Genomic DNA, 17,876 nt, shown 5'->3' with positions numbered 1-17,876 from the left:
CGGAGGCGATATCGTTCATGCCGCGCCCTTCTGCTTCGCCTGAAGCGCCAGAAGTTCACCCGGCAGCGCATGCGCCCAGTTGGTGATGGTGCCAGCACCGAGGCAGACGACGTAATCGCCCGGTTTGGCCATGGCATTGATCATTTCAGCCAGATGCGCCGGGTCGGTCAGCGGTACCACCGAGCGATGACCACGCTCACGTAGGCCTTCGACCAGCCTGTCGCGGTTGAAGCCTTCGATGGGGTCTTCGCCAGCGGCGTACACATCGGCCACGATGACCGTGTCGGCGTCATTCATGCAGGTGCAGAAATCGTTGAACAGCATCTGCATGCGGGAATAGCGGTGCGGCTGCATCACGGCGATCACCTGACGTGCGCCAGCCTGCCGGGCAGCCTTCAGCACGGCGGCGATCTCGACCGGGTGATGACCGTAATCGTCGATCACGGTGATACCGTTGGCCTCGCCGCACCGGGTGAAGCGACGCTTCACACCACGGAAAGAAGCCAGACCCGACCGAATGGTCGCGTCGTCGATGTCCATCTCGGTCGCAACAGCGATGGCGGCGAGTGCGTTCTGCACGTTGTGATTGCCGAGCATCGGCAGGCGGAACGGACCCGCCTTGCGGGTGCGGCGGCGCGTGCGGTCGGTGATCTGCACCTCGAACGTCGCACCGAGCTTGTCGGTGATGACCTTCTCGGCCCGCACGTCCGCCTGTGGCGAGAAACCGTAGGTAACGACGCGATGGTCCGAAAGACGCGGGATCATCTGCTGCACGGCCGGATGGTCGATACAGAGAACGGCGAAACCGTAGAATGGTACGTTGGAGACGAACTGGTCATAGCCCGCTTCCATCGCTTCCGCCGTGCCCCAGTGATCGAGATGCTCCGGGTCCATGTTGGTGACGACGGAGATCACGGAGGGCAGGCGCAGGAAGGAACCGTCGCTTTCGTCGGCTTCCACCACCATCCACTCGCCTTTGCCCATGCGGGTGTTGGTGCCATAGGCCTCGATGATACCGCCGTTGATGACGGTCGGGTCCAGCTTGGAAGCTTCCAGAACGGCGGCGATCAGGCTGGTCGTCGTCGTCTTGCCATGCGTGCCGCCCACGGCGATGGACCAGCGCAGACGCATCAGCTCGGCGAGCATTTCCGCACGGCGCACGACCGGAATCAGGCGCGAACGGGCGGCGACCACTTCCGGGTTGTCGCGCTTGACGGCGGTGGAGATCACCACGACCTGCGCCTGTCCGAGGTTGGCGGCGTCATGACCGATCGTGACCGAGATGCCAAGCCCCCGCAGACGCTGGACGTTCGCACTGTCGTTCATGTCCGAGCCCTGCACGACATAGCCAAGCATGTGCAGGACTTCGGCGATGCCCGACATGCCGATGCCGCCGATACCGACGAAATGAATGGTACCGATTGTCAGCGGCAGGGCTCTCATGGGGTGGTCTCCAGGCTGGGAGTGGCGGAAGTCGGGGAGGAATAGCCCTCTGCCGTTCCTCCACGCAAGGTCGTTTCGACCAGATCGGCAAGACGTGCGGCGGCGTCTGCTCGGCGGGGCAACGCGGCTGCGGCGGCGCTCAGCGCGCCTGTGTCCGTGAACAGCATTGCCAGTAGCGCGGACAGGGTGTCCGGGGTGAAATCAGGCTGGCGGACAAGCCATGCAGCGCCAAGAGTCTGAAGCGCCTGTGCGTTGGCCGTCTGCTCATCGCTGGCCGCCACAGGCAGTGGCACGAGAATGGAAGGGCGACCTGCCACCGCCAGCTCCGCCACTGAAGAGCCGCCAGCGCGTCCGATCACGAGATGCGCCTGACGCATCAGATCGGCTACGTTATTGAAAAACGGCGCAAGGTCTGCGGCGATGCCCGCCGCGGCATAGGCTGTGCGGACACGCTCCATATCCTCGGCGCGGACCTGCTGCGTGACTGTGACGCGTTCCCTGATTTCCACCGGGAGCAGGGCAAGGGCGGGTGGCACAACGTCGGAAAACACACGCGCGCCGAGCGATCCGCCCCAGACGAGCAGACGAATGAGATCGGTCGGCGGCGTGTAACCCTCGCCAGCAAGCGCCGCGATGGCGGGACGGACAGGCATTCCCGTCATGACGACCCGGGCGCCGGACGGCAGGCCTTTTACGTTGGGAAACGACGTGGCGATGGCGTCCGAGAACCGGGCGAGGAAGCCATTGGCTTTTCCCAGAACCGCGTTGCCTTCATGCAGGATGATCTTTGGTCGTGACGCACCCGGCAGCAGGCGTGCGCCGAACAGGGGCGGCACGGACGGATAGCCACCAAAGCCAACCACGGCGGATGGGCGGAGTTTGGCCATGATGGTGCGTGCTTCGTTCGCACCGCGCAGGAGAGCCAGACCGCCCTTGAGAGCGCGAAGAGGACCGCGCCCCGCTACACCCGCGCCCGGCAGGATGAACTGATCTGCTGTTGCGAACACGCCGCTTGTGCGTTTTCCGGCCCGGGCATCCGTCATCAATGCGACACGGTAGCCGCGTGCCACGAGCTGATCGGCAAGAGCCTCGGCAGGGAAGAAGTGGCCGCCGGTTCCGCCAGCGGCGATGACGATGGGACCGATATCCATTTTTGTCTGCTTCATGCTCATGCTGCTGCTTTCCATGTGCCACGCGGTTCATTCAGCGCACGGCTGATGCGGCTTTGCCCCATGCGCTGCCGTGTCAGGGCCAGCAGCATGCCTATGGTGAGCGCCACGGAAAGTGCCGAGGAGCCACCGTAGGAAATGAAGGGCAGTGTCATGCCCTTTGTCGGGATCAGATGCAGGGTGGACGCCATGTTGACAAATGCCTGCAACCCGAAGCCTGTTACCAGTCCGGCGGTGGCCAATATGAGAAACGGATCGTCCTCGCGCAGCAGTCGCAACAGGGAGCGGATGACGATAGTGGCGAACACGGCGATGATGAAGGCGCAGATCAGCAGTCCGTATTCTTCGCCCGCGACGGCAAAGACGAAGTCGGCATGCGCGTCTGGCAGCAGATCTTTCACGCGTCCTTCGCCGGGGCCACGCCCGAGCAGGCCGCCATTGCCGAATGCTCGGAGGGCCGTGTCGATCTGATAGTGATCCCCGACATTCGGGTGAAGGAAACGTTCCACGCGGGAATGCACGTGCGGAAAGAGGAAATACGCCGCAATTCCTGCCACCACCATGATGCCGACCAGCGCTGCGATGAACAGCATGTTCAGTCCGTCCACGAAAAGCTGGGCCACGAACACGGTGGTGACAACGGTGAGCATGCCTATGTCAGGCTGCGATTTCAGCAGGATCAGGATGACGGCATAGCCCGCCACCGCAAGCAGCAGGCCGGGAAACCTGCGTATTTCGCGGCGTTTGGCAAGGAGCCACGCCGTCAGCACGGCGAAGCACGGCTTGAGAAATTCGGAGGGCTGGACGGACATCATCGGCAGGGCGATCCAGCGGCGCGCGCCTTTGATCTCGATGCCATGCACCAGAGTGAGCGCTGTGGCTCCCACAGCTATGGCGCTGCCGATCAGCCCCAGACGGATCACCCCTTTGCGGGACAGCATGGACACGCCGACCGTCAACGCGCCAGCCAGAGTGAGGAACACCACCTGCTTGAGAATGAACATGTTGCGCGATGCGCCGATACGCACGGCGACGGCAGGACTGGCGGCCAGCATCAGGATGTAGCCGAAGCCGATCAGAATGCCGACACACGCCAGCGTCACATGATCGACGCTGCGCCACCACCGCCCGAAAGCCGAATTGTCGATACGCGAGAAGCGGGCCATCAGGCGTTCTCCTCCAGTCCATGAACCAGTTCCGCGAACCGGCGGCCGCGCGCTTCGAAGCTGGCGAACTGGTCGAAGCTGGCGCAGGCAGGCGAAAGCAGCACGACCTCCGCCCCTCCAGCCTCGGCGGCTTTGCGCGCGGCCGGAACGGCATGTTCAAGATCGCCCGCAATCTCGTAGGGAACATCATGGGCAGCCAGCGTTTCCGCCAGCGCGGGTGCATCCCGACCGATCAGGAAGGTGCGGGTGATACGCGGGAAATACGGCACAAGATCGTCGATCCCGCCCGCCTTGGCCATGCCGCCTGCAATCCAGACGATGTGTTCGTAACAGCCTAGCGCACGGGAGGCCGCATCGGCATTGGTGGCCTTGCTGTCATCCACATAGGCCACGCCGTTGATGTCCGCGACACGCTTCTGGCGATGTGCCAGCCCCGCGAAATCACCGATCCCTTTTGCCAGAATATCAGGAGCCGCACCCAGTTTCAGGGCCATGGCGAGCGCTGCACAGGCGTTTTCCGCGTTGTGCGTGCCGGGCAAGGTGGCGCCGGGACGGGCGATAATCATCCCGTGGCTCACCACAGCGCCGTCGTGCATGTGGAAGTTCGCTGCCTCATCATCACGGCCAGAAATGGATTCGACCGGAATGCCGCGTGCTTTCACCTCGGCAGCGATATCGCGGCACCATTGATCGCCATTGCCGATCACGGCGAGATCGTTGCCGTCCATCCGGTCGAAGATATGGGCCTTGGCTGCGGCATAACCGGCCATATCACCATGTCGATCGAGATGATCGGGCGTCAGGTTCAGCAGGCAGGCCGTGTCGAAATGCAGCGTCTGCAATCGTTCCAGCATGTAGGACGACATTTCCAGCACGTAGACACCGTCATCCGGTAGAAGTGGCAGGGACAGGGAGGCCGGCCCAAGATTGCCGCCTTCCGCCACAGGCAGGCTCGCATGGCGCAGCAGATGCGCCAGCAGCGCCGTGGTGGTGGATTTGCCGTTTGTGCCTGTAACACCCGCGAAGCGTGCTTTCGAGCCAGCCTTCCGAACGGCCTGAAAAAGCAGATCGGCATCCGACAGAATGGGCACGCCAGCCGCCTTGGCCAGCGCAGCGACGGGATGCACTTTTGGCAGAATGTGCGGGATACCCGGCGACATCACCAGCGCGGTGAAACCGTCGAGTTTTTCAATCGGCGCAACGGTCAGCGTGCCGGAAAAGGCGCCAGCATCATCAAGCGAGGCCCGTCCGGCTTCTCCATCGTCCCACGCCTGCACGTCCGCGCCCATCGCCGCCAACGCCTTGGCGGCGGGTGCGCCATTCCGTCCCAGCCCAAGAACGGCAAAGCGGCAGCCAGTGAACAGATCGGTGGGAAAGGCGGACATAAGGCGGTCTCCTCAGCGCAGCTTGAGAGTGGCGAGGCCGAACAGCCCCAGCACGACGGAGACGATCCAGAAACGGATGACGATCTTGGGTTCCTGCCATCCTTTCTTTTCGAAATGGTGATGCAGCGGGGCCATCAGGAACACACGCCGCTTCGTGCGCTTGTACCAGAACACCTGAATGATGACCGACAGGGTTTCGACCACGAACAGGCCGCCGACAATGCAGAGTACCAATTCATGTTTCGTCGCAACGGCCACCGCGCCAAGCGCGCCACCAAGCGCCAGTGAGCCGGTGTCACCCATGAACACAGAGGCGGGAGGAGCGTTGAACCATAGGAATCCAAGCCCTGCGCCGACCAATGCGGCGCAGAAGACGGCCAGTTCACCGGTGCCGGGAACAGCGTGCAACTGGAGATAATCCGCGAACACATGGTTGCCGACCAAATAGGCGATCAGGGCAAATACCAGCGAGGCGATCACCACGGGAACGGTCGCCAGCCCATCGAGGCCGTCCGTCAGGTTCACGGCATTACCGAAGCCCGCGATGGTCACCATGGCGAAGATCGGAAAGGCGTAACCGAGGGGCAGCATGTAATCCTTCACGAACGGGAAGGCGAGGTGATTGGCCAGTTCCGGTGGCATCAGGTGTTGCATCCACCAGCCTGCGATGAGCGAAGCTCCAAACTCGCAACTCAGACGGGCCTTCTTGGACATGCCGTCGGTATTGCGCTTCGCCAACTTGCGATAGTCATCGCCAAAACCGACCGCGCCGAAAGCCGCTGTGACAAACAGCACAGCCCAGACAAAGCCGTTCTGTAAGTCCGCCCACAGCAGGGTGGACGCAAACAGGGCTGCCAGTATCAGCACGCCACCCATCGTCGGTGTGCCTGCTTTTTCGAGAATATGCCGTTCAGGTCCAACCGCGCGGATCGGCTGTCCTTCACGCTGGATGCGCTTCAGTTGACGGATTACGGGGTTGCCCAGCAGCAGCGCGATGGCGAGCGCCGTGAGACATGCGCCGCCAGCTCGAAAGGTGATGTAACGGAACAGGTTGAGGAAGGTGGTGTGGCCCTGCGCATGATGGGCGACCAGCGTATACAGCATCAGACGCTCTCCGCCTTCAGCGCGTCCACAACCACTTTCATGCGGCTACCGAAGCTGCCTTTGACCAGAATGGCATCACCGGGCTGAAGCGCGTCCCGCACGAGCGGCGCCAGCGCCGCGGAATCGTCCCTCCAGCTTCCGCGGCGGGAAGAGGGGAGGGCATCGAAAAGATCTTTCATGTGCGGTCCACAGCAGAAAACAAGATCGGCCACGGCGCTGACCGATGGCTCAAGGGAGAGATGTTCCTCGCGTGAGAAATCACCCAGTTCACGGATGTCTCCAAGCACGGCAATGCGGCGCGTAGCGGGCAACAGTTTGAGCACACCGAGTGCAGCGCGGATCGAGAGGACGGAGGCGTTATAGCTTTCGTCCAGCAGAAGCGCTTTGCCGCCAAGAATTGGTGTTGCGGCCCCACGTCCCGCACCGGGCCGGAAATCGGCCAGCGCATCGGCTGCCCGGACACACTCGGCGCGACTGCCGTGCAGGGCCGCCACGACGGCGAGGGCGGACAGGGCGTTGCGGGCCAGATGCTCGCCAGCGGCATTGAGTGTGACGGGAATGGCCTCTCCGGCAATATGTGCGACGAACCGGCTGCCGTCCGGCGTAAGCGTCAGGTCGCTCAGACGGGCCTTGCTCGCTTCGCCAAAACCGGCATGCCATAGTGTGACGCCTGCCTTCTGCGCGACTTCAGCGAAGATGGCCTGGCCTTCGGCATCATCCGGCACCACGGCGATGGCCCCGGCTGGAAGCGCCTCGATAAGAGCCGATTTCTCGCGCGCGATGGCTTCGAGGCTGCCCATATGGCCCAGATGGGCCGAACCGATGGTGGAAATCACAGCGACGTCGGGACGCACAAGTTCGGCCAGTGGCGCGATCTCACCCGGATGATTCATGCCGATTTCACTGACGCAGAACACGGCGTCGGCAGGCAGGCGCGCCAGTGTGAGCGGCACGCCCCAATGGTTGTTGTAGGACGCCACGGCGGCATGGGTCTTGCCCAAAGCCGCGAGCGCGACACGCAGCATTTCCTTGGTGGTCGTTTTGCCGACACTGCCTGTCACGGCGACCATACGGCCATCGAAACGGGCACGAGCCGCTCGGGCGATGTCCCATAGCGCGACCATCGTATCGCCAACGATCACCAGACGCGGGTCGTCTGGCACCATGTGCGGAATATCTTAGTGCGATGCACGACGGCCGCTGCCGCCCCCTGTTCAAGCGCGGTGGCGACATGGGCGTGCCCGTCCGAATTTTCTCCCACCAGCGCGATAAACAGATCGCCCGGGGAGAGAGTGCGCGTGTCGATGGAGATGCCCGAAACCGTTACGTCCGCACCGTCGCCCGATCCGAAACGTCCCTGTGTCGCCTTGACGAGTTCCTTGCCAGTCCAGAGTGCCGTCATGCGTTCCCCGCAAAACTTTTCACGACACTCACGTCGTCGAATGGATGCACGACATCTCCAATGATCTGTCCCTGTTCATGTCCCTTGCCGGCAACCAGCAGGACATCGCCCGCCCCCAATCGGTGCATGGCCTCCGCGATAGCGGTCTTGCGGTCTGGAATTTCCTGTGCGTCCGGCGCGCCCGACAGGACATCGTGACGGATGGCCTTGGGGTTTTCGCTGCGCGGGTTGTCGTCCGTCACCAGCACAACATCGGCCCGTTGCGCGGCCTCCTGCGCCATGAGCGGACGTTTGCCCTTGTCGCGATCACCACCTGCGCCGAACAGAACGAATAGTTTCCCTTTTACATGCGGACGGATGCTGTCCAGCGCGCGCGCAAGGGCGTCCGGTGTATGCGCGTAATCGACATAAACCGCCGCACCATTCGGAAGCACCGCTGCCCGCTCCATCCGGCCACGTACACCCCGCAGCTTCGGCAGAAGTTCGAGCGCCGTTCTCACATCCGCTGTATCCGGCCCGGCCAAGGCCGCAGCGAGCAGAGCGTTATCGACCTGAAAGCGCCCCGGAAGGGGAAGCATCACGTCTATTTCCTGCTTGCCGAACTCCAGCCGCAATCTCTGGCCTTCCGGCAGTGCCTTCTGGGCAAGAAGGCGGATCGTGCTGCCCTTGCGGCCGACGAGCCGCAGTTCCAGACCTCGACGACGTTGGATATCGCGCAGGGCGTCCAGCGTTTCCTCGTCCATGTCGGCATTGGCCGCCGCAAGTGCGCCGCCCGGCAGCAGCGTATCGAACAACCGCAGCTTGGCTTTGCGGTATTCTTCCAGCGACCCGTGATAATCGAGGTGATCACGGGTAAGATTGGTGAAACCGGCGGCGCTGATTTTTACCCCGTCCAGACGGCGCTGATCGAGGCCGTGGGAGGACGCTTCCATGGCTATATCCGTCACCCCGCGTTCCCGGAGAGCGGCGAGACCGCGCGCCAGCGTCACCGGGTCCGGCGTGGTGAGAGAGGGGATATCGAACGGCAGATCCACCGGCGCGATCAGACCAAGCGTGCCGAAGCTGGCGGCTTTGCGCCCCATCTGTTCCCAGAGCTGACGCAGGAAATCGACAGTGCTGGTCTTTCCGTTCGTTCCCGTGACGGCGACGATGTGCTCAGGCTGCGGACCAGCGAGGGCAGCAGCGAGCAGCGCCAGAGAGCGACGGGGGGTAGCAGTATAGACTGTAGGTACACCCACGACAGCAGCGGTTTCGGTTGGCACAAGAACTGCCGCAGCCCCCGCTGCCAGCGCCTCGGGGATGAAGTCACGACCGTCACGTTTCGTGCCCGGTAGCGCTACGAAAAGTGTACCGGGAACAACGGCCCTGCTGTCCGCCGTGACCAACGTTATGTCGGGATCGGAGGAGGCGGCTGAAGGTGGTTTCAGGCCAGCACTGGTGAGAAGTGAAGAAAGCAGCATGCTCTTACCCCCGTCCGTGTTCCGCTTGCGCGGTGATATCATGAGGGCTGCCGCCCGCGTGGTGGACATTCTGTTTTTCACCGGCACGCTCGGCGTTTTTCTCACGCTCCTGCGCTCTGTGCTCCGCTGCTGCGACAGTGCGTGGATCTCCCGGATCGTTTCCCGGGCCTAATGGCCTGACACCACGGGGAGGAGAAGGGCGGAGGGGCATGGCCATTGCGGCATCGATTTTTGCCTGATTGGCCGTGTCGGGGAAAACCTGCAACATCGGGCCTATGCGGGAGATCATGCGGGCAGCTGCAGGCGCGGCGTTCCATGCAGCCGTTGTCCATCCGTGGGTGGCCGTCGTGCCCTTAGGACTGTCGAGCATGACATAAACGGCGTAACGCGGCGCGTTCATCGGAAAGATGCTGGTGAAAGCAGAGATGTTCGTGTGTTTCATATAGCGGCCGTTTGCGCCGATTTTCTCGGCGGTGCCGGTTTTTCCACCCACGAAATAGCCCGGAACTTCACCCGCCTTACCTGTTCCCTGTGTCACATCGAGACGAAGGATCTTGCGGAGAAGCGCGGAATTTTCCGGAGAGAAGACGCGCTCGCCTGTTGGTGGCGCAGTCTCTTCCGCTGTCGCACCTGCTTCATCACTACCGGTGATGACAGGGGAGGCCGATGTCTCGGCTGGAAGTTGTGTGGTGTCGCTGTCTTCTCGCGCAACCAGAGTTGGTTTGAGAAGAATGCCGCCATTCACCGTAGCGGCCGTAGCGCGGACGATTGAAAGGGGTGGTTCCGCCACACCGTGACCGAACCCGACGGTCATGACAGTGGAAATGCCCCAGTTGCGTTTTGCCGGAACAATGGGGTGGCCCGCTTCCGGCAGTTCCACCGGCACAGGCGCGAAAAAGCCCATGTGCCGAAGCCAGTCCTGCTGGCGTTGTGCGCCGACATCGAGAGCGATGTGCGCAGCGGCGGGATTGGAGGAGAACGCCATCACTTCCGGCAGGGTCAGCCAGGGAGCGAAATGGTCGGTCTTCATGTCGGCAATCGTGAAACGGCCGATATGGATGGGAATAGAGGAAAAACGATCCCAGATATGCGCCACGCCAAGCTGGATCGCCATGGCGGCGGTCTGGAGTTTGAAGGTGGAGCCCGGCTCATACATGCCGGTGACGGCGCGGTTGAAGCGGCTGTCCGCCGGGGCGCGCGCAAAATTGTTGGCGTCGTAGTCAGGCAGGCTGACCATGGCGATAATTTCGCCGGTGTTCACGTCCATGACGATGGCACAGGCGCCAATGGCGTCGAATGTGTCTTTCGCCGTGGCCAGTTCCTCACGCACGACGCTCTGCACGCGCACGTCGAGCGAGAGTTTCAGAGGCTGTTTTTCGGTGAGAAGCCGCTTGTCGAAATACCGTTCGACCCCGGCAATCCCGTGATCGTCAATATCCACTCCACCCATGATCTGCGCGGCGACCTGTCCGAGCGGGTAATGGCGACGTTCACCAGATTCGAAATAGATGCCCGGAATACCGAGATTGTTGACCGCCAGCTCCTGCTGGAGCGTGATGTTGCGGGCCAGATAGACGAACTGTTTCGAGAGGGACAGGCGGCGAAGCGTTTCCGCTTCATCAAGTTGCGGCAGAACCGATTTCAGCTTTTTCGCCACATCTGCCGGATCGATGAGTTCCTTCGGATTGGCGTAAACCTGCGCGACAGGCAGGGAAACGGCCAGCGCCTGATTGTTCCGATCAACAATCATCGCCCGTTTCACCTGCGGCATGGCCAGCGCGCTGGTGAGGGTGCTTTTCGGGTCGATCTTCGGAATTTCCGGCACCTGCGGACGGATCTGCCGTGCTTCGGGCGCCATAGGGGAAATGATGGTCGCAATGGTCGCTTTCAGTGCGACCACACCGAAGAGACCACAGAAAACCGTTGCCAGACCGAGCAGCCGCACATGCATCCGCTCAAGATGCGCCCGTCCACGCAGTTCCTCGCTCGTAACCCGCACATCCTGAGATATGTGCTCAGGCCCGGGAGTATGAGGATCGGAAGGCGGAGACTGACGCGGCATGGAGGTGGGCGTATCCTCGAAGGCCCGGTGACAGCAAGAGGAAGCGTACGCCGGTGGGGCTGATAGGACTGCATGCCGGCCAAACCGGCATGGGCTGTTTCAAGCAGACAACTGTGGATTTAGTTTGGCATTCACCCTCAGTTGGAAACAGGCATCGGCGGCGGCAGGCCTCCTCCAATGGCGGACCGGCCCAGCAGGGAGCCGGAATAGATGGCACGCGCCTCGACATAGCGTGGCGCGGTCGCCGGATGCCATGCAGCAACGGTCACCGGAGCGCTCGTCAGGCTGGACGCATGCGGCTTGGCGATATCGCTCGGCACGGAATTGCGGGCGACGACCAGATGGCGCGACGTTTTCGAGACATCGGTCAGGCTTGCGACATCGCGGCTGGTGGCATGATGCGTCGTAGCGCTGCTATCCGCCAGCGCAACCGGCGTGGCGGGATGCGCGGCATGGTGAACAACCGGCGTCTCGGCGTGATCGTCAAGGGCAAGAGCCAGAGCATCAGGATGATGCGTGATCTTGTGAGGTGCTGCGACAGGATTGGCTTCGGACGCCACACGCAGTGGCTCCGCGGCGTGGTGCGTTTCGATCCGATGGGCTGTTTCAGACACACGCGCCTGCACGGGCAGTTCGGAGCTGGTTTTTGCCAGAGCAATCTGCTGGACCGGACGGGGAGAGGCGACGGGGTTCGCGGAGGCTAGAACCTGTTTCGCCACCGGAGCCGTCACGCGCTCGGGCTCAACCTCTGTATGTGTCGGCTCTGTCACCCGGCTGGCCACCACTTGCGGGGCAGCTGCGGTTTCCGGCGCTGGGGTAAGATGCCGCGTGTCGGGCGAGGGAAGATGCTGCTTCAGATCGGCCAGACGCACGAACTGATTGGGGTTCATCGGCTTCAGGTTCGGATCGAACCGCGCGGCCAGATGGTTCAGTCGTTCCGGCTGGTTCAGCAGCGCCCATTCGGTCTGAAGAACTGCTGTCTGTTGCCGGATATGCTGGGTGTCAGCCACGATCTTTGATATGTGCTGGTCCAGTTCTGTCGTCTGGTGCTTCTTCGTATAAAGGAACATCCCGGAGCCGCCGGCCATGATGGCGCAAAAGATGGTGAAAGGCCTGAACATCAAGCTGTTCCTCTGTCGGAAGATTGTTCGGAGCGTGCGCCGACATTCGCGTTGCGCCCCGTTGTGGCCGGGATGATGGATGTTTCGGTTCCGGACGTGGCGGTCCGGATGAGAGCACGCAATTTGGCGCTGCGGGCCCTTGGGTTGCGTCGACATTCGGCTTCCGAAGGCTTCATCGCCTTGCGGAAAGCCAGCGTGAACGACGCAGGTTTTTCCTGTCGCTCCATCGAACGCGGATCATGACGCGACAGTCCGGGTTTCTGTCCGGCTGCTGCGGCCATGGCCCGTTTCACGATGCGGTCTTCGAGAGAATGGAAGGACACCACGACAAGGCGGCCTTCCGGCGCGAGGACCGACAGCGCCTGTGCAATGCCGCGCTCGATTTCGCCGAGTTCGTCATTTACGGCGATCCGTAGTCCCTGAAAGCTGCGTGTCGCAGGGTCGATGCCCGAACGGTCCGCGAAAACCACGGAGCGGATGACGTTGGCGAGTTGCAGCGTCGTGGTGATCGGCTCCGCCTTGCGGGCTTCCACGACAGCGCGCGCCACACGGCGGGCGTGACGCTCTTCGCCATAATAATGAAAGATGTCGGCGAGTTCCGCTTCCGATGCCTCGTTGATGAGGTCGGCAGCGGAACGGCCGGCCTTTGCCATCCGCATGTCGAGGGGGCCATCGGCACGGAACGAAAAGCCACGCTCCGCCTCGTCAATCTGGAACGAGGAGACCCCCAGATCCAGCATCACGCCATTTACGCTGGAAACTCCAGCGTCATGGAGCATGCCGCTCATGCCGCCGAACCCACCGCGCAGCATGCGAAGGCGTGCCGTGCCATCAGCGGCGTTACCCCAGATGCTGGCAAGCGCTTCTCCGCGCGCAATGGCGTCGGGATCACGGTCAATGCCCCAGACGTGACAGTCGGCTGCGGCAAGAACGGCATTGGTGTAGCCACCACCGCCAAATGTTCCGTCCACATAGACCTCACCGTTTTTCGGTGACAGCACCTTCAGGACTTCATCGCGCATGACCGGGATATGCCCGGGGTCATGATCCGGCAGGCTCGCAGGAAGCTGTCTGTTCATCGCGTTCATGCCGTGCCGCCCTGCTCGCGGTTGCCCGGTAGGGTCACTTTGCGTGAGCGGAGACGGGCTTCGGCGCGGCGTGCTTCGGCTGCTTTCGGCTCCCAGATCTGGAAGATGCGTCCGAGACCCATGAACGCGACGGTATCCGTGAGGTCTGCGTGTTCACGGAGGAAGTCAGGAATGATGATGCGCCCTTCGCGATCCGAATCGATCGGATAGGCGTCCGCGTACAGCGCTGCGGCCAGATCGTCATGCTCGTCAGAGAACATGTCGAGTCTGTCGAGCGGCTGGGCCAGTGCGGCAAAGGCGGCTGAGGGCCAGACCTCGATGCAGGGAAGTGTGTGGGAAGGACGCATGACCATCAGGGCTTCACCCTCCTGAGCGCGGTTGCGAAGGACGGTTCGGAACCCGGCAGGAATCGATACGCGCCCCTTGGCGTCGATTCGATTCTGATGTGTGCCGAGAAACACGCTCACCTGAGTTGAGGTCCTTCATTCGCGATGGGGTGTCCGTGATCGGTTGGGGCCGTTTGGGATAAGAATGGGATATCATGGGATTTTATGGGACGTCAAATGAATCTCTAATAAAAAACGGCAGAAAACCGCGAAAAAAGACAATTTTGTCTGACTTCGTTCCTAATAGGTTTCCAGAATCGATGTAACTGTTAAGAAAAATAGACGTTCTTGTTATGTTCTTTTGGCGTCTGTTCTTAAATGGTTAAGAAAAAAAGATTTCCCGGGTTTCTGCGGAGTCGTAACGAGTCATGCGCCCGGAAATGCGCTTCGGGGCGGAAAAACCACCAAAATCATGAAATGCCAGACGGTCTGTAAGCCGGGTTCTGTCGGTCCCGAAGGACCGGACGACCATTCCTCTGGGACATGTCTTGCAACACGCCTCACGCGACCAACCCGGACGGGAGGCGGGAGAACCTCTGGCAGTCATGCTGCCTACCGTCCCTATTCGGTCTTGCTCCCGGTGGGGTTTGCCCTGCCGCCGCCGTTACCGGAAGCGCGGTGCGCTCTTACCGCACCGTTTCACCCTTACCTTCAGCCTGCGAGCAGGCCCGGAAGGCGGTCTGTTTTCTGTGGCACTTTCCCTGAGGTCACCCTCGCCGGCCGTTAGCCGGCACCGTTCTCCCGTGGAGCCCGGACTTTCCTCCCTTGCTTGACGCAACAGCGGTCGTCCAACCGTCTGGCGGGCGGAACCTGCGCGTGCAGGGCTGTCCCGTCAAGGGCTGGACATCACGCCGTGCAGGCGACAGGCTCGGCTCGCAATGCCAATCCTCTCCATTCTGTACAGACTGCGAGGCGTGCCGCGCGAGTCTGGAAGTACGCCGCCCCGGCTGGATCTTCCGTCGCGGCTTCTGCTCGACTGGCTGAAGCGGCATGCGAAGCGGCGCAGACTGGCGCCCACAGGGGTGCAGAAAGAGGAAGACCCGTTCAGAGCGTCTCCCGCACTTCTGTCCGTAATCCGCCGTGTGACGGGACGCCCATCTTTTCCCATGCCGCTTTCATCGTTGCAGGTGAGGCGTGTGCTTGACCTTCGTGTGCCGGGGGCAACGGAACTCCGTCCAGCACGGATGTACATTCCCTATGGTCGGCCAAAGGGTGTGGTGCTTTATCTGCACGGTGGCGGCTTCGTTCACTGTGGCCTGAACTCGCATCACGGAATCTGCTGTCGGCTGGCGCGATCATCCGGGGCGGTCATTCTGTCTTTCGATTATCGTCTCGCTCCCGAAAACAAGTTTCCTGCCGCGGTAGAGGATTCATGGGCGGCTCTTGAATGGCTTTCGTCAGAAGCGTGGCGGTGGGGTGGTCAGGTGGCAGTTGCCGGAGACAGTGCCGGAGGCACTCTGGCGGCGGTGCTGTGTCACCGGGCGCGTGACCAGCGACGGAAGCTGGGAAAAACAGAAGCGCCTGAGCCCGTCATGCAACTGCTGCTTTATCCGGCGACGCTGGGAAAGGAGGAGACGCCCTCCCGGCATCTGTTCGCACATGGTTATTTCCTGACCACCGCCATGATGGAGTGGTACGGTCATCAATATGCCCGTTCGGAGGAAGATATTTCCGATCCCCGCTTTGCGCCGGGTCTTCAGCCGGATCTATCCGATCTGCCGCCTGCGTGGATCATGACCGCGCAATGTGATCCGCTCCGTGATGAAGCAGCCCAGTATGGGGAGGCGCTCCGGAAGGCAGGAAATATTGCCTCTTATATATGTGTGCCGGGCACCTTTCATGGCTTCCTGCAATTTTATCCGATGATGCCCAAGGCTCGTCATGTCCTGAAGTTGGGAGCCAAGGCATTGCGTCGTGCCTTCCGGGGAAAATGATTTGTCCGAGTTAGAGATGCGTTCGCATCCTCTCGCGGATGTCGTTGCATTGCTTGGCGTAATGAGACGCTTTCGAGGCCGTGAAGAAATTGATCAGGAAAGCGCCGACCAGAGAGCAGAAGGAGAGCACGATCAGCAACTGGCCAACCAGCGAAGTCTCATCATTATAATGCAGAGCGGAATACCATAGCAGGCCCAGACTGAGCACGGAGCCGAGAATGCCCATTACCCCGGTAGTTCGCATGAGGGAATCTTCTACATTTTCGAAAGCCGTTGTTTCCCGCCACAGATCGAACAGCCTTTTGTCGAGAACGTTGACGGCCTCGATATGCTGGTCTTTTTCAATACCGTTCCGTTTGTGGGGATTTTTGCGATGAATCTCCAGCTCTTCCTGCGCCTTGGCAAAGACGCGTCTCCGCTCCTTGATGATGGGCAGGCTGATATCGACAAAACTGAGAATGGCTACGTTGAGGCCTGCTGAAAGTTGAACAACGGCCTGAAACTCTCCCCATGTCGCAGCCATCCGCAACACTCCCCTGATGATAGTATCCTGTTAAGGGAAGTGTTCTTTAGCCGGTGCGCCGCCTGAAAGGTAGAGTAAGAGACGGCAAGGCAGCTAGGCTTCTGCACTGTCGCTCACGTGGGCGAAATGCGACATGTTTTTTGGGCGCATTGGAAGCCTTGAGTGTAAGGAGCATCCGTTCTTGTCCCCTGTTCGTAAGGTCATGAAAGGGGGAGGTCTATTGGCTATCTCCTGCCTGTCTGCGGTGGCTCTCGTTTCGGTTGCCGTGGCTGTTCCATCCCTGCCGGAATCTCACCAGACAGACGGTGTCAATGTCCGTGACTTTGGAGCGAAAGGGGATGTTGCGCAGCTTGTGCTGGCCTCGCCGGTCGCAAGCGGTGCATCGCAGGTTACGGTAACGGATGCGGGGCAGGCCAGAAGTGGAGAGACTGTCGGATCTCTCGATCTGCCAAAAGGCACTGTCATCACAAATGTTTCCGGAAATATCCTGACGCTTTCGAATGCCTTTATGCGCCCTCAGCTTCAGGGGTTTCACATCGATATTGGCGGCACGGACGATGCGCATGCCGTGGAAAATGCTCTTCGCTATGCCTGTAAAACGCATGAGCGCCTGCTGTTTCCCGGGGGGCGTTATTATATGTCGTCTCTTGCGTCCCCCTGTTCCGATGTGGCGGTGCAGCTTGATCGCGCCAGCATAGCTTTCCAGTCGGCGGGGTTGCCCGGCGTGGCGGACCAGTCGCAGGCCATGGTGCGGTCCGTGCAGACACTCGCAGGGCAGATTGCGCAGGCTGGGACGGAAAACATACAATATCTCAGCGGTGTTTTTCAGAACACAGGGCAGCGCGCGTCCTATCAGCACAATGTCCAGTCAGTGGTGGGCTGGAACAGTGATCCGTATATTATTGATCGTCGCTCTGATGGTGGTCTCGATTATCACACTCATGACGCCGTGACGCAGTATCTCTCCATGACGCAGGATCCAGCCAACACCACCGGTAATTCGTGGGTCTGGAATCATGTGCTTGATCTCAAGCAGGGTTCCAATGGCTCGTCGATCATTGGTGAGGCCCAGATCATCAATGACCGCACCACGCGGGGCAATGATTTTGACGGCATCAATACCGTCGCCGGTTATGATGAGATCTACGATTGTAAATCCGAGTGTCTATACGCGCATTTTTTTCAGGGACGCACACCGGGCGGGCGACCTGCGCTGACAAACGGATTGATCTTTCGGCACGGCACTGTCGCCAACATGGACATCGGACAGTTGACGGCGGCCATCCCCAATCAAGACGGAGTGACGCTGGCGGAACAGCATAAGACAGATTGGGGAATTTATTCATCCGGTCTTGGATTTTTCAATCAGTTGCATGTCGGGGGAGGGCAGGCGCTCGGGGATTCAATGCCCACGGGTGGCCTCACGGTCGATGAAAAAGGCAGTCTTGCAAGTCCTTCGATCCTGACATCGTTCCTGAATGCGACGTTGGCGCTCAATCTGGGGTCGAGTGTCGGGCAGTCTGCTCCGTTTCTGCAATTCACCATGCAAAAAACAGAAGGTTCGTCTACCGCCCCATCCGTTGCCCGTTGGATGATGCCGAAACCGGGGGCGCTCGCAGCGCAGGTAGAAGGG

Annotated in this window: 13 protein-coding genes, 1 other RNA gene and 1 pseudogene; 2 read left to right on the top strand and 13 right to left on the bottom strand. The window is 61.0% G+C overall.

The window, feature by feature from the left end:
• Window positions 1-15: 15 nt before the first annotated feature.
• The 12 genes and pseudogenes from murC to rnpB all read right to left on the bottom strand — a co-directional run bounded on the left by murC (window position 16) and on the right by rnpB (window position 14,586).
• The gene (gene murC, locus ABF824_RS07080) at window positions 16-1,443 is read right to left on the bottom strand and encodes a UDP-N-acetylmuramate--L-alanine ligase (protein ID WP_415487464.1); all 1,428 of its coding nucleotides are present in this window, start codon (window positions 1,441-1,443) and stop codon (window positions 16-18) included.
• Window positions 1,440-2,609 carry an undecaprenyldiphospho-muramoylpentapeptide beta-N-acetylglucosaminyltransferase gene (murG, locus tag ABF824_RS07075; RefSeq protein ID WP_415487462.1) on the bottom strand — a complete coding sequence of 390 codons (1,170 nt, stop codon included), beginning with the start codon at window positions 2,607-2,609 and terminating at the stop codon, window positions 1,440-1,442. The genes murC and murG overlap by 4 nt, the downstream gene beginning before the upstream one ends.
• A 2-nt stretch (window positions 2,610-2,611) precedes the next feature.
• The gene (locus tag ABF824_RS07070; protein ID WP_415487460.1) at window positions 2,612-3,778 is read right to left on the bottom strand and encodes an FtsW/RodA/SpoVE family cell cycle protein; all 1,167 of its coding nucleotides are present in this window, start codon (window positions 3,776-3,778) and stop codon (window positions 2,612-2,614) included.
• Window positions 3,778-5,163, bottom strand: coding sequence for a UDP-N-acetylmuramoyl-L-alanine--D-glutamate ligase (gene murD, locus ABF824_RS07065; protein WP_415487458.1), 1,386 nt, complete (start codon window positions 5,161-5,163; stop codon window positions 3,778-3,780). The genes ABF824_RS07070 and murD overlap by 1 nt, the downstream gene beginning before the upstream one ends.
• A 12-nt stretch (window positions 5,164-5,175) precedes the next feature.
• Window positions 5,176-6,267, bottom strand: coding sequence for a phospho-N-acetylmuramoyl-pentapeptide-transferase (gene mraY / locus ABF824_RS07060; protein WP_415487456.1), 1,092 nt, complete (start codon window positions 6,265-6,267; stop codon window positions 5,176-5,178).
• Window positions 6,267-7,669 (bottom strand): annotated as a pseudogene (locus ABF824_RS07055) (UDP-N-acetylmuramoyl-tripeptide--D-alanyl-D-alanine ligase). Before ABF824_RS07055 ends, mraY begins: the two are co-directional and overlap by 1 nt.
• Entirely contained in the window at window positions 7,666-9,129 is a 1,464-nt protein-coding gene (locus ABF824_RS07050; protein ID WP_415487454.1) for a UDP-N-acetylmuramoyl-L-alanyl-D-glutamate--2,6-diaminopimelate ligase, read from the bottom strand. Before ABF824_RS07050 ends, ABF824_RS07055 begins: the two are co-directional and overlap by 4 nt.
• Before the next feature lie 4 nt (window positions 9,130-9,133).
• Entirely contained in the window at window positions 9,134-11,080 is a 1,947-nt protein-coding gene (locus ABF824_RS07045) for a peptidoglycan D,D-transpeptidase FtsI family protein (RefSeq protein WP_415487488.1), read from the bottom strand.
• Between the two features lie 248 nt (window positions 11,081-11,328).
• On the bottom strand, window positions 11,329-12,312 hold the full coding sequence (locus ABF824_RS07040) for a hypothetical protein (protein ID WP_415487452.1): 984 nt from the start codon (window positions 12,310-12,312) through the stop codon (window positions 11,329-11,331).
• Window positions 12,312-13,400, bottom strand: a complete 1,089-nt coding sequence (rsmH, locus tag ABF824_RS07035) for a 16S rRNA (cytosine(1402)-N(4))-methyltransferase RsmH (protein WP_415487450.1) — start codon at window positions 13,398-13,400, stop codon at window positions 12,312-12,314. The genes ABF824_RS07040 and rsmH overlap by 1 nt, the downstream gene beginning before the upstream one ends.
• Window positions 13,397-13,867 carry a division/cell wall cluster transcriptional repressor MraZ gene (gene mraZ / locus ABF824_RS07030; protein ID WP_415487448.1) on the bottom strand — a complete coding sequence of 157 codons (471 nt, stop codon included), beginning with the start codon at window positions 13,865-13,867 and terminating at the stop codon, window positions 13,397-13,399. Before mraZ ends, rsmH begins: the two co-directional genes overlap by 4 nt.
• 335 nt (window positions 13,868-14,202) lie before the next feature.
• An RNA gene (gene rnpB, locus ABF824_RS07025) (RNase P RNA component class A) lies at window positions 14,203-14,586 on the bottom strand.
• 114 nt (window positions 14,587-14,700) lie between these two features.
• On the opposite strand from rnpB, the gene ABF824_RS07020 reads away from it, so the two are divergent.
• Entirely contained in the window at window positions 14,701-15,720 is a 1,020-nt protein-coding gene (locus ABF824_RS07020) for an alpha/beta hydrolase (protein ID WP_415487446.1), read from the top strand.
• A gap of 10 nt (window positions 15,721-15,730) precedes the next feature.
• Here the strand turns inward: ABF824_RS07020 and ABF824_RS07015 are convergent, their stop codons facing one another.
• Window positions 15,731-16,243, bottom strand: coding sequence for a hypothetical protein (locus ABF824_RS07015; RefSeq protein ID WP_415487444.1), 513 nt, complete (start codon window positions 16,241-16,243; stop codon window positions 15,731-15,733).
• A gap of 181 nt (window positions 16,244-16,424) precedes the next feature.
• Between ABF824_RS07015 and ABF824_RS07010 the strand changes: the two genes are divergently transcribed.
• On the top strand, window positions 16,425-17,876 hold a 1,452-nt coding region (locus ABF824_RS07010; protein WP_415487442.1), incomplete at its 3' end, for a hypothetical protein.

The organism is Acetobacter sp., from assembly GCF_047721705.1.
In the GTDB taxonomy this organism is placed as follows: Bacteria; Pseudomonadota; Alphaproteobacteria; order Acetobacterales; family Acetobacteraceae; genus Acetobacter.
The sequence above is the reverse complement of the archived record's forward strand: the minus strand, read 5'-3'. Positions and strand labels throughout refer to the sequence as shown.